22 protein-coding genes and 1 pseudogene are annotated in these 19,692 nt (G+C 44.5%); 8 read left to right on the top strand and 15 right to left on the bottom strand.

Going from position 1 to position 19,692, the window contains the following annotated elements; genetic code table 11:
• Positions 1-56: 56 nt before the first annotated feature.
• Positions 57-854, top strand: a pseudogene (locus tag ACLROL_RS09770) (sodium-dependent transporter); the annotation flags it as partial.
• A 70-nt stretch (positions 855-924) separates the two neighbouring features.
• On the top strand, positions 925-1,164 hold the full coding sequence (locus ACLROL_RS09765) for a chorion class high-cysteine HCB protein 13 (protein ID WP_087202429.1): 240 nt from the start codon (positions 925-927) through the stop codon (positions 1,162-1,164).
• A gap of 120 nt (positions 1,165-1,284) precedes the next feature.
• On the opposite strand, the gene ACLROL_RS09760 is transcribed toward ACLROL_RS09765, so the two are convergent.
• The 3 genes from ACLROL_RS09760 to ACLROL_RS09750 all read right to left on the bottom strand — a co-directional run bounded on the left by ACLROL_RS09760 (position 1,285) and on the right by ACLROL_RS09750 (position 3,613).
• Positions 1,285-2,226, bottom strand: a complete 942-nt coding sequence (locus ACLROL_RS09760) for a GTP-binding protein (RefSeq protein WP_087202431.1) — start codon at positions 2,224-2,226, stop codon at positions 1,285-1,287.
• A 14-nt stretch (positions 2,227-2,240) separates the two neighbouring features.
• Positions 2,241-3,293, bottom strand: coding sequence for a CobW family GTP-binding protein (locus ACLROL_RS09755; RefSeq protein WP_413067748.1), 1,053 nt, complete (start codon positions 3,291-3,293; stop codon positions 2,241-2,243).
• A 155-nt stretch (positions 3,294-3,448) separates the two neighbouring features.
• Positions 3,449-3,613 (bottom strand): hypothetical protein, encoded by a 165-nt coding sequence (locus ACLROL_RS09750; RefSeq protein ID WP_158095415.1) that lies wholly within the window; start codon positions 3,611-3,613, stop codon positions 3,449-3,451.
• Positions 3,614-3,750: 137 nt separating this feature from the next.
• Between ACLROL_RS09750 and ACLROL_RS09745 the strand changes: the two genes are divergently transcribed.
• Together ACLROL_RS09745 and ACLROL_RS09740 are read left to right on the top strand one after the other, a co-directional pair.
• The gene (locus ACLROL_RS09745; RefSeq protein WP_087212316.1) at positions 3,751-4,281 is read left to right on the top strand and encodes a hypothetical protein; all 531 of its coding nucleotides are present in this window, start codon (positions 3,751-3,753) and stop codon (positions 4,279-4,281) included.
• A complete protein-coding gene (locus ACLROL_RS09740) occupies positions 4,271-4,489 on the top strand; it encodes a hypothetical protein (RefSeq protein WP_318255679.1) in 219 nt (72 codons plus the stop codon). Before ACLROL_RS09745 ends, ACLROL_RS09740 begins: the two co-directional genes overlap by 11 nt.
• A gap of 6 nt (positions 4,490-4,495) precedes the next feature.
• Here ACLROL_RS09740 and ACLROL_RS09735 read toward each other — a convergent pair whose 3' ends face one another.
• Entirely contained in the window at positions 4,496-4,978 is a 483-nt protein-coding gene (locus tag ACLROL_RS09735) for an acyl-CoA thioesterase (protein ID WP_087212337.1), read from the bottom strand.
• Between the two features lie 100 nt (positions 4,979-5,078).
• Between ACLROL_RS09735 and truA the strand changes: the two genes are divergently transcribed.
• Positions 5,079-5,822 (top strand): tRNA pseudouridine(38-40) synthase TruA, encoded by a 744-nt coding sequence (gene truA / locus ACLROL_RS09730; protein WP_287449673.1) that lies wholly within the window; start codon positions 5,079-5,081, stop codon positions 5,820-5,822.
• Positions 5,823-5,909: 87 nt separating this feature from the next.
• Here the strand turns inward: truA and ACLROL_RS09725 are convergent, their stop codons facing one another.
• The gene (locus tag ACLROL_RS09725; RefSeq protein WP_330620586.1) at positions 5,910-6,800 is read right to left on the bottom strand and encodes a patatin family protein; all 891 of its coding nucleotides are present in this window, start codon (positions 6,798-6,800) and stop codon (positions 5,910-5,912) included.
• Positions 6,801-7,068: 268 nt separating this feature from the next.
• Here ACLROL_RS09725 and ACLROL_RS09720 point away from each other — a divergent pair, with 268 nt between their 5' ends.
• Positions 7,069-8,709: an ABC-F family ATP-binding cassette domain-containing protein gene (locus ACLROL_RS09720; RefSeq protein ID WP_087202440.1), complete on the top strand. Its 1,641-nt coding sequence runs from the start codon at positions 7,069-7,071 to the stop codon at positions 8,707-8,709.
• Between the two features lie 68 nt (positions 8,710-8,777).
• Here the strand turns inward: ACLROL_RS09720 and ACLROL_RS09715 are convergent, their stop codons facing one another.
• Positions 8,778-9,410 carry a histidine phosphatase family protein gene (locus ACLROL_RS09715; RefSeq protein ID WP_087202442.1) on the bottom strand — a complete coding sequence of 211 codons (633 nt, stop codon included), beginning with the start codon at positions 9,408-9,410 and terminating at the stop codon, positions 8,778-8,780.
• 168 nt (positions 9,411-9,578) lie between these two features.
• On the opposite strand from ACLROL_RS09715, the gene ACLROL_RS09710 reads away from it, so the two are divergent.
• Positions 9,579-10,058, top strand: coding sequence for an S-ribosylhomocysteine lyase (locus ACLROL_RS09710; protein ID WP_087202444.1), 480 nt, complete (start codon positions 9,579-9,581; stop codon positions 10,056-10,058).
• A gap of 21 nt (positions 10,059-10,079) precedes the next feature.
• Here ACLROL_RS09710 and ACLROL_RS09705 read toward each other — a convergent pair whose 3' ends face one another.
• The 4 genes from ACLROL_RS09705 to ACLROL_RS09690 are packed head-to-tail and all read right to left on the bottom strand — an operon-like array spanning position 10,080 to position 14,066.
• Complete coding sequence (locus ACLROL_RS09705) at positions 10,080-10,628, bottom strand: DUF5662 family protein (RefSeq protein WP_087202554.1); 549 nt, start codon at positions 10,626-10,628, stop codon at positions 10,080-10,082.
• Between the two features lie 44 nt (positions 10,629-10,672).
• Positions 10,673-11,347, bottom strand: a complete 675-nt coding sequence (locus ACLROL_RS09700) for a TraX family protein (protein WP_087202446.1) — start codon at positions 11,345-11,347, stop codon at positions 10,673-10,675.
• Positions 11,319-13,046: an alpha-amylase family glycosyl hydrolase gene (locus tag ACLROL_RS09695; RefSeq protein ID WP_413067747.1), complete on the bottom strand. Its 1,728-nt coding sequence runs from the start codon at positions 13,044-13,046 to the stop codon at positions 11,319-11,321. The genes ACLROL_RS09700 and ACLROL_RS09695 overlap by 29 nt, the downstream gene beginning before the upstream one ends.
• Before the next feature lie 24 nt (positions 13,047-13,070).
• On the bottom strand, positions 13,071-14,066 hold the full coding sequence (locus ACLROL_RS09690; RefSeq protein WP_221920101.1) for a sugar ABC transporter substrate-binding protein: 996 nt from the start codon (positions 14,064-14,066) through the stop codon (positions 13,071-13,073).
• Between the two features lie 166 nt (positions 14,067-14,232).
• Between ACLROL_RS09690 and ACLROL_RS09685 the strand changes: the two genes are divergently transcribed.
• On the top strand, positions 14,233-14,556 hold the full coding sequence (locus ACLROL_RS09685; RefSeq protein WP_204244065.1) for a DUF1292 domain-containing protein: 324 nt from the start codon (positions 14,233-14,235) through the stop codon (positions 14,554-14,556).
• Here ACLROL_RS09685 and ACLROL_RS09680 read toward each other — a convergent pair.
• From ACLROL_RS09680 to ACLROL_RS09660, 5 genes are read right to left on the bottom strand one after another with little or no spacing between them, the layout of a single operon-like run.
• On the bottom strand, positions 14,525-16,396 hold the full coding sequence (locus tag ACLROL_RS09680) for an ATP-dependent helicase (protein ID WP_413067746.1): 1,872 nt from the start codon (positions 16,394-16,396) through the stop codon (positions 14,525-14,527). The two genes, ACLROL_RS09685 and ACLROL_RS09680, sit on opposite strands and share 32 nt — an antisense overlap.
• Positions 16,397-16,399: 3 nt before the next feature.
• Positions 16,400-17,857, bottom strand: a complete 1,458-nt coding sequence (gltX, locus tag ACLROL_RS09675) for a glutamate--tRNA ligase (RefSeq protein ID WP_087202455.1) — start codon at positions 17,855-17,857, stop codon at positions 16,400-16,402.
• 44 nt (positions 17,858-17,901) lie between these two features.
• Entirely contained in the window at positions 17,902-18,237 is a 336-nt protein-coding gene (locus ACLROL_RS09670) for a DUF3784 domain-containing protein (protein WP_087202457.1), read from the bottom strand.
• Positions 18,238-18,240: 3 nt separating this feature from the next.
• Complete coding sequence (locus ACLROL_RS09665; RefSeq protein ID WP_087202459.1) at positions 18,241-18,720, bottom strand: threonine/serine exporter family protein; 480 nt, start codon at positions 18,718-18,720, stop codon at positions 18,241-18,243.
• Entirely contained in the window at positions 18,717-19,490 is a 774-nt protein-coding gene (locus ACLROL_RS09660; RefSeq protein WP_087202558.1) for a threonine/serine exporter family protein, read from the bottom strand. Before ACLROL_RS09660 ends, ACLROL_RS09665 begins: the two co-directional genes overlap by 4 nt.
• Positions 19,491-19,692: the final 202 nt, after the last annotated feature.

The following is a 19,692-nucleotide window of genomic DNA, read 5'->3' as shown; positions in this document are numbered from 1 at the left end:
TTTTACCTACTTGCATTCTGCTTTTTTTAATTTTTAAATTAACTTAATGACATTGAGCAGAAGGCCTTTCTTTCTATCTGAAACCGGATTTGGACAGAATGAAGGAGATTGGCATCGGCACGACGATCGTCGCTGCAATGAATCAGTCCTTCTTTACACTGAGCCTTGGTATTGGTGCTATGGCCATCTTTGGAAGCTATATCGGGAAAGACCGCGCACTTTTTGGCGAAGCTGTCAATGTGGCAGTTCTGGATACTTTCGTCGCCATCGTATCCGGACTCATTATTTTTCCTGCGTGCTTTTCCTTCGGCGTGGATGCCGGAAGCGGTCCAAGCCTGATTTTCCTGACACTTCCGAACATTTTCAACCACATGCCACTTGGTCGGCTTTGGGGAAGCCTATTCTTCATTTTTATGTCCTTTGCGGCATTCTCCACAGTTTTGGCTGTATTTGAGAATATCATTTCTTGTGGTATGGATATGACCGGGTGCAGCAGAAAGAAGTCCAGCATCATCAATTTCTTTATTCTGCTGGTTGCATCGGTTCCATGCGTACTTGGCTATAATGTCTTGTCTCCCTTTGCCCCGTTTGGAAAAGGCAGTACGATCATGGATCTGGAAGATTTTATCGTGAGCAATATCCTGCTGCCGATTGGCTCTCTCGTCTACCTTCTTTTCTGCGTGACACGGTACGGCTGGGGATTTGACCGTTTCATAGAAGAAGCAAATACCGGAAAAGGTCTCAAAATCAAAAGATGGATGAAACCGTATTTCACATGGATTCTTCCTGTCATCATCCTTGCACTTTTCCTGTTTGGATTAAACGATAAATTTCACTGGTTCAAAATTTTCTAAGAACTGGAAACACTTCCAAGCCCTCCTACATAGTATAACATTGTAAATAACAATCAATGGAGGCAACAACATGAGTGACTTGAGTGCAACAAACTGTGGATGCGGATGTGAATCTTCTGCAAACGGATTCGGAGGAAATTCCTGTCTGTGGATTATCCTTCTCCTCTGCTGCTGCGGCGGATGCGGTGGCAACGGACGAAGCGGCGGTTTTGGCGGATGCAATGACAGCTGTCTGTGGATCATCCTTCTGCTTTGCTGCTGCGGCGGTTTTGGCAACGGATGCGGATGCAATGACAACATGTGCTGCTAATCAGACACATCATTTTTCGTAATTCTCTTATGCGGCCATGAAGTTCACAGAACTTTCCGGCCGCACAAAAAGAGCCAGGGTGGGGTAAAACATCCCGCCCTGGCTTTTTCATCGGTAAATTTAGTCAAATGTGACCACATCATTCTGCGGTTTTTTAGCCGGTATCATCTCATCCAGATAAAGAACCGGTCCTTTATCTTTATACTGTTTCACATATTCATATCGGAACGTTACGGTAACATATACCCAATCCCTGTTCTTATATGGAATATCTTCCCTTGTTCTGCAAATGAACCCAAGAAAGGTAATATCCTCCGCGCAGCACGTCATCACAAACCGCCCCGGCACAAAAGTATGTTCTCCCAACCTGCGGTTTTTGTATACCTGTGCAAGAAATCTGATTTTTTTGTTTTTGTAGTGTTCCGGATGTTCCATCGCATCCAAATACCAGATTCCATAATCGATCTCATCCACCTCAATGACCGGCGCATGGAAGTCAAACGGCAGATCTTCTTCGGTATTTTCTACCGGTTCTCCGTCTTCCCGCTCAAATACGATCTGGGCTCCAGGATTCATAACTTTGATACTCCTCCGTATTTTGGCGCGATCTGTATTATCTTCCGTCCGGTTCACAATAACAAGATCGGATGACAGAAGGGGCGCGAGAAACAGATTTCTCATATTGGTCAGATACATCTGTGCGGTCCCCGCGTCGACAGTAGACAGTATCGATGCGATTTCCCATCCCGGCGGAAGCTGCATCTCCAGGACTCTGTTCAGATCCCATGTCCCGTTAAACTCGATCATAACATGATCGGGACGATAATTCAGCTCCAGGCCTTCCAGAAAAAAAGGATTCAGTTTTTCTTCTTCATCGATAACCATCTTAATGATATGGTTGTCTGAGAGATAATCCTCGTCATACTCCTCTTCCCCTTCTTCGCATACAAGGAGAAGCGTTGTCTCATAGTCCAGGAAATCCGGGCTGTTTAGAGCTGCCTTGATCAGCGTCGTCTTTCCGCTGTCAAGAAAACCTGTAAAAAGTTCTACTACTGTATCCATTCTGCGTTCTCCTGCTATACTCTCAAAAATCCTTTGATTTCATCTGTCTTCAGATCCGTACCGATGACACAGACTTTGCCCGTGTAATCCGGGCGCGCGTTTCGAATCTCATATTCTCCTGGTACAAGGTCGAACTCCAGCCACTGTCCGTCCGTACCTTCCACGATTCCTTTTGCCCGCAGCACTGTGCCATATTTATTTTCATCTGCCATCTCTTCCAGCCAGTTTTCAAGCTCTGCTTTTTCATATTTTTCCACAGTCTCGGTTCCCCAACTTGTAAATACTTCATCCGCATGGTGGTGGCCTTCGTGATGATGGTGTCCGCATCCGCACTCTTCCCCGTGATGATGATGCTCCTCATGGTTGTGTCCGCAGCTGCAGTGTTCGTCATGATGGTGTCCATGATCATGGTCTTCTCCATGATGATGGCAGCAATGATGTTCTTCTTCCTTCAAAAGCTGGTCTGTGACAGAACGGTGTTCTAAAGCTTTCCTGATCACTTCGCCATCAAGCTTGTCCCACGGTGTGGTAATGATGGATGCATCCGGATTCTTCTCACGGATCATCGCGACCGCTTCTTTCAGTTTTTCTTCTGTCATGGACTGCGTACGGCTCAGAACGATGATGGATGCGTGCTCGATCTGATTATTGTAGAATTCTCCGAAATTCTTCATATAGATCTTTACTTTTTTCCCGTCTGCCACCGTAATCTGTCCGTTCAGGCAGACGCCGCAATGCTTTTCTACATCACGTACGGCTTTTGCCACATCCGAAAGCTTTCCAACTCCGGACGGTTCGATCAGGATACGGTCCGGATGGTACTCGTCTACGACTTTTCTCAGTGCGGTGCTGAAATCTCCTACGAGAGTACAGCAGATACAGCCGGAATTCATTTCTGTAATCTCCACTCCTGCATCTTTCAGAAATCCTCCATCGATTCCAATCTCCCCGAACTCGTTTTCGATCAGAACGATTTTTTCTCCCTGATATACATCGGACAAGAGTTGTTTGATAAAGGTTGTCTTTCCGGCTCCAAGAAAACCGGATACGATATCTACTTTTGTCATAATAATCCTTCTTTCTATTTCTTCGCTGTATTTTATCATAACAGTTTTTTTTAATCTTGAAAACTGTATTTTTAAAAATGTATGGATCTGCTCCAGATCAGAACTGTGGACATTTCATTTGTCTGTCTGATCGAAACAGATCCATTCACTCTACTTTATTTCGCTTGACGATTTCTGGCCTTTTGTTCGTCTTGTTCGTTTACGTAAGCGGATAGCCCTGCATTTTTCTGGCTTTTTATGTCGCTTTCCCTTTTTTTCAACATACACTCTTCGTCCAGTTCATAGACCGCATTGCCATCTATAATCAGTCTTCTCGCCATCTGGCCTGCCTCCTCTCTCTAAATATACGCAGATTTTCTTTCCCCTAGTATCAGTATATGATTTGCGAATAAATTAGGTTTTATACACATATATATTCAGAAGGGAGCCACTACACCAGACAGAGGGGAGGGGAAAGATGGATCAGAAAAAACCGTTTCCTATGACACCTTTTGATATGCTTGTCACAACAGAGGAGCTTCAGATGATGAAGCTGATCCTCCCTTATCTTCCAGCCGGGCAGCAGCGCACTTTTGCGGTGTTTATCAAATTCACCGAACTTCGGAATACATGGGACTACTTTGGAAAATGTGCGAAAGTTTCCAGCCAGTCTATCCCCTGCTCAGGAAAAATCTCTCCGACAGATGTGCTTCAGGAAATCCGTCCGTACATGAAAGAAGAAGAGGCAGAGAATCTGGATATGGTCTTTTCCGCCATGAGTATGATGGAAATGTTTCAGTCCATGTCGGAAAACAGCGATCCAGCGGAAATTTTAAAGTCCGTGATGCCACCTGATAAACAGGAAATGTTCGATATATATAAAGAAATGGTTTCGGAAGGAGATGAAATGCATGAGCCAGACAGACGAGCAATGGATGAAGTGGATGGAACATCCCCAGATGAAGCACCTGGATCCTCTCAAACAGGAGCTGATCCGGATGGCATTTGAGCGTACCCGCGGGAAAAGCGGCAAATCTCTTGCACCGATCATGATGTCCATCATAACCGGCGCGAACAAAAAGGGAATCCGTTTTTCTCAGGAAGAAATCGAGCTGCTTCTGCAGATGCTCAAAGAAGGGAAAAGCAGCGAGGAAAAAGCGCAGATTGATCAGATGGTCGCTTTTGTGAATGCGGCATGGAAAAAGAGGAGCAATTAGCTCCTCTTAAAATCCTTCCTCTTTTCGCATCAGCCGGTTTTCTCTTCTTTTTTCGGCTCCGGCCCACTCTGCTCTTTCCGCTTCTGTCCGGACGATCAGCTCTGGCACCTGCTTTGGACGATCGTTTTCATCCAGAGCAACCATCGTAAAGTATGCACGGTTAATCGGCTTGCGAATTCCTTTTAAATCTTCAATATACGTATCCACACGGATTTCCATGGACGTTCGTCCAGTGTAGGTAAGTTTCCCTCGAATGACTACCATATCATCCTGATAAGCTCCGCGAATAAATTTCAGATTATCTATGGATGCTGTTGTAACGTTGGACATACTGTGCCGCTTTGCTACTATCCCCGCCACCTCATCTATCCACTGAATGAGCACGCCCCCGAAAAGACGCCCTGCCGAATTCAGGTGTGTCGGACGTACGATATGGACTGTCTCGACGAGAGAATCTTCCACGGTTTTCTTCATTTTTTCTTCTGACATCTTATCATCCCCATATTTTGCTTTCTTTTTCTGCCAATTTATTATATCATGATACATGACACACTGCCACAGCAGAAAAAAGAAAAAGGAGATATTCATTATGAGAAATATAAAACTCATCCTGGAATACGATGGAAGCCGTTATCAAGGATGGCAGCGCCTTGGGGATGAAGATTCCTCAAACACAATTTCCGGCAGACTTTCCGACGTGATCTGCAAGATGACCGGAGAAAAACCGGAGCTGATCTGTGGATCCAGAACAGAAAGCGGGGTTCATGCCTACGCACAGACTGTAAACTTTCACACATCTGCATCACTCTCACTCCGTGAAATAAAAAACTATCTGAACCGCTATCTTCCGACAGATATCGCTGTCACTGAAGCGGAAGACATGCCAGAGCGCTTTCACTCTTCCATGACCGCCGCATCCAGGACTTATGTTTACCGTATTTCCGTAGCTGATGTTCCAAATGTATTTGAACGAAAGTATGTTTACCACTCTTTTAAGCGCCCTGATACAGATCGTATGAGGGAAGCCGCCGCTCTTTTAAAAGGGAAGCACGATTTCCAGGCATTTTCTTCCTCCAAGAAGAAAAAGGCCGCACCGAAAGAAGTGTTTGATATCGACATTTATGAAGATGCATCAGAGCTTCAAATTTCGATCTGTGCCAGCGATTTTCTTCACAATATGGCAAGGATCATTGTCTCGACTCTTCTGGATATCGGTCTTTCACTTCGCCCGGTAAGCGATATAGATGCTATTTTTTCTGGAACAAAAAAGGCCTCAGATCCGGCAGATCCAAAGGGGCTGTTTCTTCAGGAGATTACTTACAAAACACTGTAAAAGATCTGCAAGACGGGCAGGCTCTTTTTCATCAGAGACATCCCCAAATGTCCTGCTGTAGATGAAAAAGAATCTGCCCGTCTCATCTTATTCCATTTCCAGATAATCCATCAGCTTCTTATACTGATCCTTCATTCGGACATATCCATGTTCATAGAAAGATGTCAGCCTGTCGTAATTTTTCTCCAGCCTGGATATTGCTTTGATCTTCGGCCGAAGGACAAAGATTTTTCCTTCCTCTTCCAGTTTTTCGATTTGCTCCATCTGTCTGTTGTACGTATACGGCCTTCTCAGAATAGTCCTGACAAGATTTGGGTACTTTTTATAAGCGGAACGGTAAATCTTTGCCTCCCCTATGGAAGGCTGTTTCTTTCTGTATCCTTCGTTCCGTGTAAGGATGATGATGATCTTCTTGCGTCCTTTTTTCATTGCCCGCTGTATCGGAACAGAATCGGCCAAACCACCGTCCAAATATGGAACCCCGTCTATCCTCACGATAGGGGCTGCCAACGGCATACTGCTGGATGCCCGTCCGATTTTCATGAGACGATCTCTGTCTTTCCTTTCGGTCATGTACTCTGCTTTTCCCGTTTCGCAATTCGTCGTGACAATCTCACAGTTGATATCAGAATCAAAATACGTATCGTAATCAAAAGGAATCAATTCATTTGGATATTTGTCAAAGATCAAGTCCATATCCAGCATGCTTTTTTCTTTAAACATTTTCCGGATTCCCAAATAATAATCCAGTTCTTTTTCTTTGTGAATCATGCAGTCCCTTGTACGCCCAATCTGCTCCGACACATAATCGGCGGCATTGCAGGCACCGGCTGACACTCCGATCACATCTGTCACATACAGATTTTTTTCCATCAGAAAATCCAGTGCACCAGATGAAAAGACGCCCCTTGTTGCGCCGCCTTCCAATACAAGTACAGCAGGGACCAGTTGTCGTTTTGTTTTGTCGTTTTGTTCCATAATACACACATCCCTCCTTTACACTATATTATACCCTCCTCTTCTCGGAAGGCAACCAGGATTTTCTGTTTTTCCATGCAAGAAGACTTAGTTTCCCCAAATTCTTCCCAAAACTCCTTGCACCGTCCGCATCTCCATGGTAAGATAAGCGTTGGGCATCTGCCCTTTATTAGAAAATATGAATTCCATTGCCCGCAGTATCAGACGAACAGAATCTCTGCATCGCTTCTTGTCTGCGGGAATAATAAAGTAAAGGAGATGAAATGACATGATCAGTACAAACAATGTTACCCTCCGCGTTGGGAAGAAGGCTCTTTTCGAAGATGTGACGATCAAATTTACGGAAGGCAATTGCTATGGCCTGATCGGTGCAAACGGTGCCGGAAAATCCACCTTCCTGAAGATTTTGTCCGGGCAGCTTGAACCGACTAACGGAGAAGTCATCATCACACCGGGGGAACGGTTGTCTTTCCTTCAGCAGGATCATTTTAAATATGACGAATACATGGTGCTTGACACTGTCATCATGGGAAATGCGCGCCTTTATGAAATCATGAAAGAAAAGGAAGCGCTTTATGCCAAGGAAGACTTTACCGATGAAGATGGTATGAAGGCAAGCGAGCTCGAAGGGGAATTTGCCACTATGAACGGCTGGGAGGCAGAATCCGATGCGGCCAACCTTCTGAACGGCCTTGGAATAGAGACAGACCTTCATTACCAGTACATGAAAAATCTCACAGGTGCCGAGAAAGTCAAGGTACTTCTCGCTCAGGCTCTTTTTGGTAATCCAGATATCCTGTTGCTGGATGAGCCGACCAACCACCTGGACCTGGATGCTATCGCGTGGCTGGAAGAATTCCTGATCAATTTTAACAACACAGTCATTGTAGTATCCCACGACCGTTATTTCCTGAACAAAGTCTGCACACAGATCGCAGACATCGATTACGGTAAAATCCAGCTTTATGCCGGAAATTATGATTTCTGGTATGAATCCAGTCAGCTTCTGATCCGTCAGATGAAAGAGGCAAACAAGAAAAAAGAAGAAAAGATCAAAGAATTGAAGGAGTTTATCTCCCGTTTCAGCGCAAATGCTTCCAAATCCAAACAGGCGACATCCCGAAAAAAGGCGCTGGAGAAAATCCAGTTGGATGAGATTCGCCCGTCAAGCCGAAAATATCCATACATTGATTTCCGTCCAAACCGCGAGATCGGAAACGAAGTGCTGACTGTGGAAGGGCTCTCCAAGACGATAGATGGAGTAAAGGTTCTGGACAACCTGAGCTTTACCATCAATCACGATGACAAAGTCGCTTTCGTTGGAAGCAACGAGCTTGCAAAGACGACCCTCTTCCAGATCCTTGCAGGAGAAATGGAACCGGATGAAGGGACATACAAATGGGGAATTACCACAAGTCAGGCATATTTCCCGAAAGACAGTGGAAAAGAGTTTGACAGTGACTACACGATCACAGAATGGCTCACTCAGTATTCTGAAGAAAAAGATGTGACATATGTGCGCGGTTTCCTTGGCCGTATGTTATTTGGCGGCGAAGACGGCGTCAAAAGAGTCAATGTACTCTCAGGAGGAGAAAAAGTAAGATGTCTTCTTTCCAAGATGATGATCTCCGGCGCAAACGTCCTTCTTTTTGATGAACCGACCAACCACCTGGACATGGAATCCATCACAGCACTGAATAACGGAATGATCAAATTTCCAGGTGTAATCCTCTTCTCATCCAGAGACCATCAAATCGTTCAGACGACCGCAAACCGCATCATGGAAATTATGCCGAACGGACAGATGATCGATAAGATCACAACTTACGATGAATACCTGGAGAGCGATGAGATGGCAAGGAAGCGCCAGACATACGCTACAACAGCTGAAGAAGAGGCAGACGATTAATTTTTCATTTGAAATATTCTTGATCAAAACAGGCGTCGCACGTGTTTTTCGTGCAGCGCCTGTTTTTGTTACCATGGTTTTACTTCATCTTGATAATATGTAATTCCCTCTTCTTCAATTCTGTATTCCCCATTTTCCAAAACTGCGATTGTGACAGCACAATTTTTCTGAACACCGTTTCCCCAGAACTGAGAGAGCGTATGTCCTTTGATATGGGAAAGGATAGCGCAGAGTGCTGCTCCGTGTGTGGACACAAGAATTGTCTGTTTGGCCTCAAACTCTTCTTTTTTCAAACTCTCCAGGAAATCGCCGGTTCGTCGTAGCAGTTCTGCAAAAGTTTCCCCTCCTTCTGGCGCATGGTATTTTTCCGGTGCGTGAAAGAAATTCAAAAACTCCGGATCCGGAATTTTCAAATGATCTTCTTTACAGCATAGTCCCTCATAGATTCCAAATCCCATCTCTTCCAGTCTCTCATCTTCAATAAGCGTAACTTTCCGGTCCCCCAAAACGAGGCGTGCCGTCTCTTTTGCCCGAGTTAGCGGACTTGTGTACGCTGCATCAAATTGGATTCCCTTGAGCCCTTTCCCTGTCTCCTCTGCAAGATGTATCCCGAAGGCATTCAGAGGAATGTCAGATTTCCCCTGCAGTTTTCGCACTTTATTCCAGTCTGTCTCTCCGTGACGGATAAAATATATTTTCATGGTCTCTTCCTCCTTTTCGCTGTGTACCAGTATATCATATCTTCATGCAGATTTCAGTATAACCTTGCTCTTTTCGGGAAATCCATGTATACTTTGGTTAGTGTCCGCAGCCGGAGAATTTGCGCTCTGTCCTTCGGATATGTCTACAAAGAACACAGGAGGTTAAAAATGGAAAAGATCGCTAGTTTTACGATAAACCACTTGAAATTGCTACCAGGAGTGTATGTCTCAAGAAAAGACCATGTGAACGGAACTGTCATCACGACTTTCGATCTGCGCATGACACGTCCAAATTACGAACCTGTCATGAACACAGCGGAAATACATGCCATCGAGCACCTCGGCGCCACTTTTCTCCGCAACCATGAGGATTATGGAACACGGACCATCTATTTTGGGCCAATGGGATGCAGAACCGGTTTCTACTTGGTTCTGGCCGGAGATTTTGAATCCGCTGATATCATACCGCTCGTAAAAGAAATGTATGAGTTTATTGCCGGATATGAGGGGGATGTTCCGGGTGCTACTGCAAGAGACTGCGGAAATTATCTGGATATCAATCTTCCGATGGCTAAATATCTTGCATCCAAATATTTGGATCAAGTTTTAAATGTGATCTCCGAAGAACGTCTCGTATACCCGGAATAGTAATAAAAAGGAGTATCCTTTTCAGAAAGAATGCTCCTTTTTATTTCGCCATATTTCTTTTCTAAGATAAGCCAATGTCGTCTTCTCGCCCTTTTCTGCCAACATGATCAGAAGATGCTCAAGGACTTCTTTTGTGTGAGGATGCATAAACGAATCTGCCATTCCTTTGCGGTAATATTCCAGAGGACTCCGATCCGTATACTTTTCCTTCTTATAGATTTTGGAGGCAGCGATCCGATCCAGGAACATTTCGTAAATGTACCGGTCCGGCATCCTCATCCCGCAAAGCCCCTGCCCTGGTTCAAGCCCATAGTCAATCCAGTATTCGTAGTGGTGTTTATTGCGTCCTTTGTGGTGCAGCCACGCGCTGGAATATCCCTTTTTCTCTCGTTCCGCGTTATTTGGACTCCGATTTCCCTGATAATATTTGCAGCCCACAAGAAATTCTGTGGGGCTATATTTGGACAGGTCATGAAGAAGCCCCTGCTTGTAAAGGCCGACCCGGAAACAATATTTCATAACAAGATATTTGTGACGTGTAATTGTACAAAAATGTTTCCATACTTTCATTTTCTCACAATCCTCATTCCTGTCTTCTTTTCTGATTTCCATCGCTATCTCAGAATCGCCTCACGTATCACGATCAGACACAAAAGATGTAGCGGATACATAGAATAAAACAACCATTTCATCTTTCTTCCCTGCTCTCCTTTATATAGACTGATCGGTATCAGTGCTAACGCTCCAAACATCTGTATCCTTCCCATCAGAAGAATATTCACAGCAGCCACCAGGATGTTCTGTTTCATATTCTCATTGTAGAAACAATAAAAAATTAAAATCATCAGAAGTCCCATAGAATTATAATCTGTTGCAAGCGTTTCGGAAATAAGCATAATCAGAATAACCGCGATCCATCTCACTGCCAGATTGTTCACACTGATCCATAAATAAAGCATCCACACTGCAAGCGTCAGAGTAAAAAACACATTCTGCCTGTCCGGATAAAAGAAAGTGCCAAAGAATGCATAATCAAAAATGGGTTCCGACAAAAGAGCCAGAAGAAAAAGTCTGATTCCATACCGGAAAATGTTTGCCGTGTACATGAATCCTACTGCCGTCAAAAAGGCAAAAATCGGAAATGCCAGACGTCCGATTGCGGTAAAAACCCATATATCAGGGAAAAACATACGTCCTATGTGATCCACAATCATGGATACAATCCCGATCCATTTCAGGGCGAAACTTGTTATTTCCATCTTACTCCACTGTCTTTTCAGATTGTCCATCCTTCACTCCTCTGAAAACTGCAATGGAGCGTTCTGAAACCTCTGCTTTACGCTCCTGTTTCTTATCGATCGGCTCATTCAGGAAACCTTCTCGTTCTTCCGTCGAAAAAATCTGTTCCCAATGTTTTCCTTTTGAGAGCGAAGGAAGGGCAAACGAATGGCATTCCCAGTGCATATTGTACGCAATGTAGAGATCCTCTTCCCCATCTGCAGCTCCGTTGTAGTAGATGCCAATCTGACGGCTTGCAATGCCATCCGGCACCTGCCAAGCATTTTCTCCGTGATAGGAAACATCTGGTACACCGCAATGTGTTAAGTCAATACCACTGAACTCCCTTTTCGGATGAAAAATACGGTGCTCTTTGCGAAAACGGATGAGTTCTTTTACGTATTCAAAGAGCCACTGCTCTTTTTCCAGTTTCTTCCAGTTCAGCCATGCTGTATCGTTGTCTTGGCAGTATACGTTGTTATTTCCGTTCTGAGAATTGGCAAACTCATCCCCCGCCAGTATACATGGTGTCCCTTGCGCAAGCAGAAGCAAGAAAAATGCGTTCCGCATCTGTTTTTCACGCAGTTTTATGACTGCTTTCTTTCTCGTTGTGCCTTCCACACCACAGTTCCAGCTATAATTGTAATCTGGCCCGTCATGATTATTTTCTCCATTTGCCTCATTGTGTTTTCCATCGTAAGAGACAAGATCGCACAATGTAAAACCTGTATGGTCAGTAATATAGTTATAAGAGGACTCATTCTGGGAAAGGTGCCTAAGCTGCCAGATCACGGATCCTACCATTCCCTCGTCACTTTTCAAAAATCTCCGCATTACATTTTGAAACTCATCCTTTTTGACGATCAGCTTTATGTTTGTCAGATATGCATCGCTGCGAATGACTTCCAGTGGTACAACAAATGGATTAACAATAAATCCATCTATATGATAGTCCTGACGATAATATTTCAGACATTCGATCATTTTCTGCTTAGACATCTTCTCAAAAAACGGAAGGTGCAGCACAACCTCGATTCCTGCCTTGTGACACTCTTTTACCATCCGTTTCAATTCAGTAACCGGGTTCACATGGGCATACCTCTTTTTAGGTGCAAAGCAGTAGGCGCTTCCATATCCCCAGTAATTGGATACCAAGCGGATATGGTCTTCAAACTCATACACTGGCATACACTGTATCTGATTGATCCCAAGCTCAAGGAGATAGGGGATTTTTTCGATTATTCCTTCAAATGTTCCCTTATGCTTAACCTTGGATGCCGAATTTTTCGTAAAACCGCGGACATGAAGGCTGTATGCCACCACATCTTCATCCGGTAAGCAAAGCGGCCTGTCCCCCTCCCAGTCGAAGTCCGGGGACACGAGCACTCCGCGCTCTTTTGACTGTGTACTTCCGGACGTGTCGTCTTTGTAACGGCAGACCATATGTGCATATGGATCCACAACATCCTCTCCATCTATCAGATACAGATATTCGTCCCCTTCTCGGATTCCTTTCTGCAGACCTGAAGATCGGATATCTCCGTATAAAATATCCTCCTTCATCTCAATGGAACGGTATGGTCTTTCCTTTTTACTCCTGTACAGATTCAGAACACATCGTTTCCCTCTGGGTATCGCTACCGAAAACTCCACCCCTTCGTCCAGCCACACGACTCCAGCCGGTGCCGGTTTTTCTGTTGTATGATTCATTTTCCCATCCTTTCTGATTGACAGCTACTGCCATCCATCCACGCCGTACATATCTATATTGCTCTGATCGATAAACAATACATCTTCCAGCGTTTCTTCTTCATAGTCTTCTCCATTCATGATCTGGAGAGCCACTTTGGCCGCAGCTTTCCCGATGTTGATGGGCGATTGTGCAGCGCTTCCTGCGATCAGCGTATTTTTCTCTTTCAGCTCTCTTTTCAGATCCGGGGATCCATCCACCCCGTAAATCTTCAAATCTGTTCTCTTCATCTCTTCTGCGGCTTCCATAGCGCCCAAAGCCATCTGATCATTTCCACACATGACGGCTGTGATTTCAGGCTGATTACGCAGGATCTTGGCCATTTCCGTCTTGGCATTTTCTTTTGACCCGGAAGCATCTGCCCGGGCCACTACCTCAAACCCTTTGCCAGCTATCGTCTCCTCAAATCCGGTAATTCGGCTGTTGATGGAATTCTGTGTCGTACATTCCAATATCACAACTTTTCCGCCTTCAGGGTAAGTCTCGATCAGTTTCTCCCCGCAGATCTGTCCTGCCTTGTAATTATCCGATCCCACATAGGCATCTACATCATCAATATTTTGTACCTGTGTGTCCAGATTAATAATTCGAATATCCGCCTCTCTCAATTCTTTCACAACCGGTGTAATGACCTCCCAGTCCACCGGACAGAGAAAAATGGCCTGAATCCCGTCTGATATCATTTCACGGATCTGCTGGATCTGTTTATTGGCATCTCCTCTTGGATCCTTTGTGATCAAAGTGCTGCCTTCCCCTTCGATATCTTCTCTGATAGAAGCTTCCAGCGTAGTATAATACGGATTCTCCATTGTGATACCCGAAAATCCGAATTTATATGCGGTCATCTCAGTCTCTTCTTCCTCGGACTCTTCCTTTACCGGATTGTCTTCCGGGCTCCCTCCTGCCGGCTTTTTACAGGCCGCAAGGCTAAACATAAGGAGTATCACAAGGAATACAGCCGTCAATCTTTTGAATTTCATTCTGATTTCCTCCCGTTTCTGTCTGTCATATTTTAATTTTAACTTTTCTGCACACACTATGTCAATAGTTTTCCAAACCTCCTGCTTTTCCATGATTCTGCTTGCTTTTTTTGCCGTAGTCTGCTAGAGTAAAATTAGCATCTGTAACAATCAGTACAGAAGGCGTATGAACACAAAGGAGAGTATCATTATGGACGAACAGAATGTAACCGTTACCCTTACACTGGACAATGACGAAGAGCTGGAGTGTGAAGTTCTCACTATCTATTCTGTTGGAGAGCAGGAATACATTGCTCTTCTTCCATTAACTGAAGACGGAGAGGCAAACGAGGACGGCGAAGTTTATATCTACCGATATGAAGAGATTGACGACGAGCCAAGCCTTTCCAACATCGAAGATGATGATGAGTACGATGCAGCGGCAGAAGCATTTGACGAATGGCTTGATGAGCAGGAATTTAACGAGATGCTCGAGGATGAAGAGGAGTAAAGAGTTCTTGGACAAAGCGGGAAGGATGGACATCTTTCCCGTTTTTTTGTCTGACATAAGATATTGTAAGCTGCTCTTTTGCCCTTGTCATGGCCACATAAAAAAGCCGCCTCTCCTCTTCCGTCTCCCCATCCCTGATGGCCTTCCGGTGTGGTACGATCCCTTCTTCTGCTTCAATGAGATAGACAAACCGGTATTCAAGTCCTTTTGCACCGTGCATCGTGAGAAAGGCTACCTTCCCTTCTGTAAAGCGATCTTCTTTTTCCATTTCTTTCAGATGGTTTGTATAGACATCTGTATACTTGATCCATTCCTGCAAAGATTCTTTTTTCTTCATACTCTCGGCAATCTCGTCCATAATTCCCAGAAGATCGCTCTGTTCCAGATTTTTTTCTTTTGCATACTCACACAAAAATTCCTGGTAACCTGTTTTCTTTCTCAGATACTGAAAGGCCGCATAAGGCGTCATCTTAGCTATCTCTCGGATATCTTCCTCCATCTGATCGATCCGGTCGATCATCCACTCCTTATCACAGTAAAACGTCCTTAAGTCCTCAAAATCTGTCCGCTCCTTTTCTAACGCTGTCCTGCTGATATAGCGATTTGGCCTGTTTATGACTCGGAGGAAGTCGTTCCTTTGCCGAATTCCCTGGGCGATGCGGAAATATGCTTTTATATCTTCCGCAATGAAATGTTCATATAGGTGAAATGCTTTCTCTTTCATAAAAAAAGGAATGCTGTAGTTCATAAAAGCAGACATGGTCATGGCAGCATCCTGTGTTGTCCGAAAGATCACGGCAATCTCCTCCGGCAATACTCCGGATTTTAGTTTTTCTTTTACCGCAGCTGCAACATAGTCCGCTTCCTCCGCCATATCGTACACTTCCTGCACATGAACCGGTTTACCCTTGTCGTGTACTGCCCGCAGATCTTTTGGAAACCGATTTTTATTGTTCTTGATTACTTTTCCAGATGCAGCTACAATGTGGGCGGCACTTCGGTAATTGATCTCCAGACGTACAATCTTCGCTTCCGGATAATCTTCGGAAAAATGTTTCATGATAGCCGGAGATGCCCCCCGGAATCCGTAGATAGACTGGTCGTCGTCTCCGACTACAAAAATATTCCTCCTTTGTCCGGCCAGCATCTTCACAATTTCATACTGAATCCTGCTGCAATCCTGAAATTCATCGATAAGAATATATCGGTATCGTTCCTGCCATTTTTTCAGAATATCCGGCCGCTTTTGAAACAGCTGATAGATCAAAAGCAGCATGTCGTCAAAATCAATCTTTCCGGCCGCTTTTTTTCTCTTTTCATACGCGTGATAAACCTGACGGTCTTCCGGATCCTGCGTTATACCCTGGAATCCGCCATTATTCTTGACTTTCCCGATCATCAGCAGTACATCTTTATCGCCTATCCTTGTTCCGTTTGTCCGTTCCACATCTTTCACAGCTGCTTCTGCGATAGTACTTTGCTCATCTTCCCTCAAAATCTGCTCCGCGCACAAATCATAGACCTGCCGGAGCATACCGTAATAAATCCCGTGGAATGTGCCGAATGTTACTGATCCCGCCCCATGGATTTCTGTCTTTCGGAAACGTTCCTTCATTTCCTTTACGGCATATTTCGTAAATGTGATCACGAGGATTTCTTCCGGCGGTATGTGATGTGTCTCGATCATTTCGCAGATTCTGCCGGTAATAACTGTTGTCTTTCCGGAACCAGGACCTGCCAAAACCATACACGGTCCGTTTTTGTGGGCAATCGCCCGCCTTTGTTCTTCGTTATAAGTGGAAAGCGGGGGTTTTGTTCCCCCGCCGATTTTTTCTGTCATATATTATTTCTCCAACAATTCGATTCCCTTTCGGATTCTTCTTAGAGATTCTTCTTTTCCGATGATTTCCATGATTTCTGTGGCTCCTCCCGGTGTATTTTGCTTTCCGGACACCGCAGTACGAACCGGCCACATCACATATCCATTTTTGCATCCTTTGTCCGCCACATAGTCTTTCAGCACGGCAAACAGCGCATCATTGCTGTAATCTTCCTGCTTTTCCAGTATTGGGAGCAGTTCTTTTAATACTTCAAGTGATGTCTCCTCTGTCGTTTTCATCTTTTTATGAGTGTACATGGCTGTATCGTATTCTGGAAGTTCCTCAAAGAAATCAATCTGTTCTCTGATATCAGGGAACACTTCTATCCTCGTCTTTACGAGAGCAGCAATTTTCTTCAGATCATAGTCTTTTGTCACTACTTCGCGGATATATGGCTCAGCCATCTCAAAGAAACGGTCGAACTCCATCATCTTCATATATTCCCCGTTCATCCATTTCAGTTTCTGAACATCAAATACCGCCGGGGATTTGCTCATATGATGATAATCGAAAGCCTTTACAAGCTCCTCCAGGCTGAAAATTTCCTGGTTATCAGATGGACACCATCCAAGAAGCGCCACATAATTAACGATAGCCTCGGAAATAAAACCCTGTTCCAGCAGATCCTCATATGAAGAATGGCCGCAGCGTTTGCTGAGCTTTTTGTGATTTTCATCTGTAATGAGCGGACAGTGCACATACACCGGAGGCTCCCATCCAAATGCTTCATACAGGCGATTGTACTTTGGCGCAGAAGAAAGATATTCATTTCCTCTTACGACATGTGTGATATTCATCAGATGGTCGTCTACGACATTCGCAAAATTGTATGTCGGATATCCGTCGGATTTGATGAGGATCATATCATCCAACTCTGCATTATCTACAGTGATATCTCCATAGATATCATCGTGGAATGTTGTCGTGCCTTCTGTCGGCATGTTGATGCGGATGACATACGGTTTGCCGGCTGCCAGATTCGCTTCCACTTCTTCTTTGCTAAGATGCAGGCAATGTTTATCGTATACACGGATCTCCGTTCCACTTTCTGACACAGATGTTTTTAAGGAATCCAAGCGTTCCTTGTCACAGAAGCAATAGTATGCGTCGCCTTGCTCGATAAGCTGTTTTGCGTATTTCAGATACAGGCCACTCTTATTTCGCTCGCTCTGCACATATGGCCCGTAACCGCCGTCCTTGTCCGGCCCTTCGTCGTGGATAAGGCCTGTCTTTTCCAGCGTGCGGTAGATAATCTCCAGAGCGCCCTCCACAAAACGTTCCTGATCTGTATCTTCAATACGAAGCATGAAATCTCCGTCTTCGTGTTTCGCTATCAGATACGCATACAGTGCTGTTCTCAAATTTCCGACATGCATTCTTCCTGTCGGACTTGGTGCAAATCTTGTTCTCACTTTACTCATATCTCTTTTCTCCTGTTTCTATATTTTTTTATCATAACCGCTGTTTAGCGTCTCTTTCCATTATCCGTAAATTTTGTAAAATCTCTTATGATCAGACTTACAAACAGCACGACTAACATGCCGTATCCAGCATATGATTTGAGAGTCTCAGAATCTGAAAAAAAGGAAATGCTAAGCAGTACGATCATAACAATGTCTACGACAGCCATCGGAATGCCGAGCTTTCTCCCAAATTTCTTTTTGTCCAGGTTTTCTTTTTCTTTTTTGCTCATCTCACTGTATCCGGGTACCAGATCCAATGCTTTTCCGTTTATCAGCATGACCGTGGCAACTGTAAAAACTACAATGGACAAAATACCAAAAATGATGCTTACACCCATAGCTTACTTCTTCCTTTCTCCTTTTCGTATATATCTAAGGGAATCCTGCTTCCAGTCTCCCCTGCGGAATATTCTGAAAAATGTATCCATCAGAAAAACAGCAAGTGCGATCGCACCTGCGATTTCAAGCGTCTGAGCCAAATAATAGCTTGCCATCGCCCTGTCATTTTCCAGTATATGGTGCATGATCTGATAGATCCCGTTGCCTGGTACAGTAGGAAGTATCCCACCGATCAAAAACATTGTTACCGGCGTCTTCAAGATCCTGGCGAAAATATGGGAGATCAAACCTGCTGTAAGTGCGGACCAAAATGTGGCAATTACAACGTCTATCTGGCCAGCCGTGCAGATAAAATATACAAATCCAGATACAGCGCCGGATACTCCGGCCCAGATGAGATATTTTGTGGGCGAATTAATCATAATAGCATATGAATACACGGCTACGAAAACACCGATCGTTTTTATAAATACTTCCGTCATACGATTCCTCCTGTTATGAATTCTCCAAAAACAGACAAGGCAATCCCAATTCCCAGGGCAACAAAGGCCGCCTTCAGAAATGCTTCCAAAAGTCTGGCACATCCCGATATATAATCTCCCTGGAAGGTATCTCTTACCGCATTTGTAATAGCTACGCCAGGCACAAGGGGCATGATAGAACCGATAATGACGGTATCCAGATTCATTACATCCCCCATAATGCGTTTCATCACGAGAGCCGCAATCCCCACACTGACGGCATTTAAAATGTCAAGAATCAAATCCGGTATTCCGGCTCCTTTCCCGGCCAGCATAATCCCGGAAAGAAAAATTCCTACAATAATAGTAGCCAGCACATCATAGTATGTGCCGTCAAAAAAGACAGTAAATCCAATCGCTACTCCCGTGGGAGCAAGGATCGAAACCCACCTTGGGTATGTAACCGACTTCACATCGTTTAAAAGACAATATGCCTCGTCCAGAGAAAGCTCCCCAGCACAGTATCTTCTTGAAATGTGATTGATCTGCTCGATCACGCTGAGATTTGTACTTCTTGTGTCCACACGCTGCGCCATACTGATCGGGGCCACATCTTCCCCACTGATTGATGCGCTGATCCCTGTCATAATGACAAGTATCTCTGTCTTTTCCAGGTTGGATGTCTTCAGAATATGGTGCATAGTATCCTCCACGCGATATGTCTCCGCCCCACTTTGAAGCATCAGTTTTCCGGCCAGCATGGCCGTATCCATCAGCAATTTATAGTCCATCCCTCTCATACCTTTTCCTAGTATATCATATTTCCATGAGACATCATACTATTTCTTCCGCAAAAAATCAACCCACTTGTTCAATCTTCTTTGAAGCAGTCTCGCTGCTTCATACAAAAGTATAATTCCAAAAACGCAATCTCCCCGGCCAGGTGTATTCCTGTGCCGGGGAGATTGTGGATCTTCTCTTAATCCTCTTGCG

Source organism: Sellimonas sp. (assembly GCF_047234585.1).
GTDB classification, from domain to species: Bacteria; Bacillota; Clostridia; order Lachnospirales; family Lachnospiraceae; genus Sellimonas; species Sellimonas caecigallum.
The sequence above is the reverse complement of the archived record's forward strand: the minus strand, read 5'-3'. Positions and strand labels throughout refer to the sequence as shown.

What these genes read in the sequence shown, in the direction of transcription:
- ACLROL_RS09765 (WP_087202429.1), top strand. Translation starts at nt 925, where the DNA reads ATGAGTGACTTGAGTGCAACAAACTGTGGATGCGGATGTGAATCTTCT.
- ACLROL_RS09760 (WP_087202431.1), bottom strand. Translation starts at nt 2,226, where the DNA reads ATGGATACAGTAGTAGAACTTTTTACAGGTTTTCTTGACAGCGGAAAG.
- ACLROL_RS09755 (WP_413067748.1), bottom strand. Translation starts at nt 3,293, where the DNA reads ATGACAAAAGTAGATATCGTATCCGGTTTTCTTGGAGCCGGAAAGACA.
- ACLROL_RS09750 (WP_158095415.1), bottom strand. Translation starts at nt 3,613, where the DNA reads ATGGCGAGAAGACTGATTATAGATGGCAATGCGGTCTATGAACTGGAC.
- ACLROL_RS09745 (WP_087212316.1), top strand. Translation starts at nt 3,751, where the DNA reads ATGGATCAGAAAAAACCGTTTCCTATGACACCTTTTGATATGCTTGTC.
- ACLROL_RS09740 (WP_318255679.1), top strand. Translation starts at nt 4,271, where the DNA reads ATGGCATTTGAGCGTACCCGCGGGAAAAGCGGCAAATCTCTTGCACCG.
- ACLROL_RS09735 (WP_087212337.1), bottom strand. Translation starts at nt 4,978, where the DNA reads ATGTCAGAAGAAAAAATGAAGAAAACCGTGGAAGATTCTCTCGTCGAG.
- truA (WP_287449673.1), top strand. Translation starts at nt 5,079, where the DNA reads ATGAGAAATATAAAACTCATCCTGGAATACGATGGAAGCCGTTATCAA.
- ACLROL_RS09725 (WP_330620586.1), bottom strand. Translation starts at nt 6,800, where the DNA reads ATGGAACAAAACGACAAAACAAAACGACAACTGGTCCCTGCTGTACTT.
- ACLROL_RS09720 (WP_087202440.1), top strand. Translation starts at nt 7,069, where the DNA reads ATGATCAGTACAAACAATGTTACCCTCCGCGTTGGGAAGAAGGCTCTT.
- ACLROL_RS09715 (WP_087202442.1), bottom strand. Translation starts at nt 9,410, where the DNA reads ATGAAAATATATTTTATCCGTCACGGAGAGACAGACTGGAATAAAGTG.
- ACLROL_RS09710 (WP_087202444.1), top strand. Translation starts at nt 9,579, where the DNA reads ATGGAAAAGATCGCTAGTTTTACGATAAACCACTTGAAATTGCTACCA.
- ACLROL_RS09705 (WP_087202554.1), bottom strand. Translation starts at nt 10,628, where the DNA reads ATGAAAGTATGGAAACATTTTTGTACAATTACACGTCACAAATATCTT.
- ACLROL_RS09700 (WP_087202446.1), bottom strand. Translation starts at nt 11,347, where the DNA reads ATGGACAATCTGAAAAGACAGTGGAGTAAGATGGAAATAACAAGTTTC.
- ACLROL_RS09695 (WP_413067747.1), bottom strand. Translation starts at nt 13,046, where the DNA reads ATGAATCATACAACAGAAAAACCGGCACCGGCTGGAGTCGTGTGGCTG.
- ACLROL_RS09690 (WP_221920101.1), bottom strand. Translation starts at nt 14,066, where the DNA reads ATGAAATTCAAAAGATTGACGGCTGTATTCCTTGTGATACTCCTTATG.
- ACLROL_RS09685 (WP_204244065.1), top strand. Translation starts at nt 14,233, where the DNA reads ATGAACACAAAGGAGAGTATCATTATGGACGAACAGAATGTAACCGTT.
- ACLROL_RS09680 (WP_413067746.1), bottom strand. Translation starts at nt 16,396, where the DNA reads ATGACAGAAAAAATCGGCGGGGGAACAAAACCCCCGCTTTCCACTTAT.
- gltX (WP_087202455.1), bottom strand. Translation starts at nt 17,857, where the DNA reads ATGAGTAAAGTGAGAACAAGATTTGCACCAAGTCCGACAGGAAGAATG.
- ACLROL_RS09670 (WP_087202457.1), bottom strand. Translation starts at nt 18,237, where the DNA reads ATGGGTGTAAGCATCATTTTTGGTATTTTGTCCATTGTAGTTTTTACA.
- ACLROL_RS09665 (WP_087202459.1), bottom strand. Translation starts at nt 18,720, where the DNA reads ATGACGGAAGTATTTATAAAAACGATCGGTGTTTTCGTAGCCGTGTAT.
- ACLROL_RS09660 (WP_087202558.1), bottom strand. Translation starts at nt 19,490, where the DNA reads ATGGACTATAAATTGCTGATGGATACGGCCATGCTGGCCGGAAAACTG.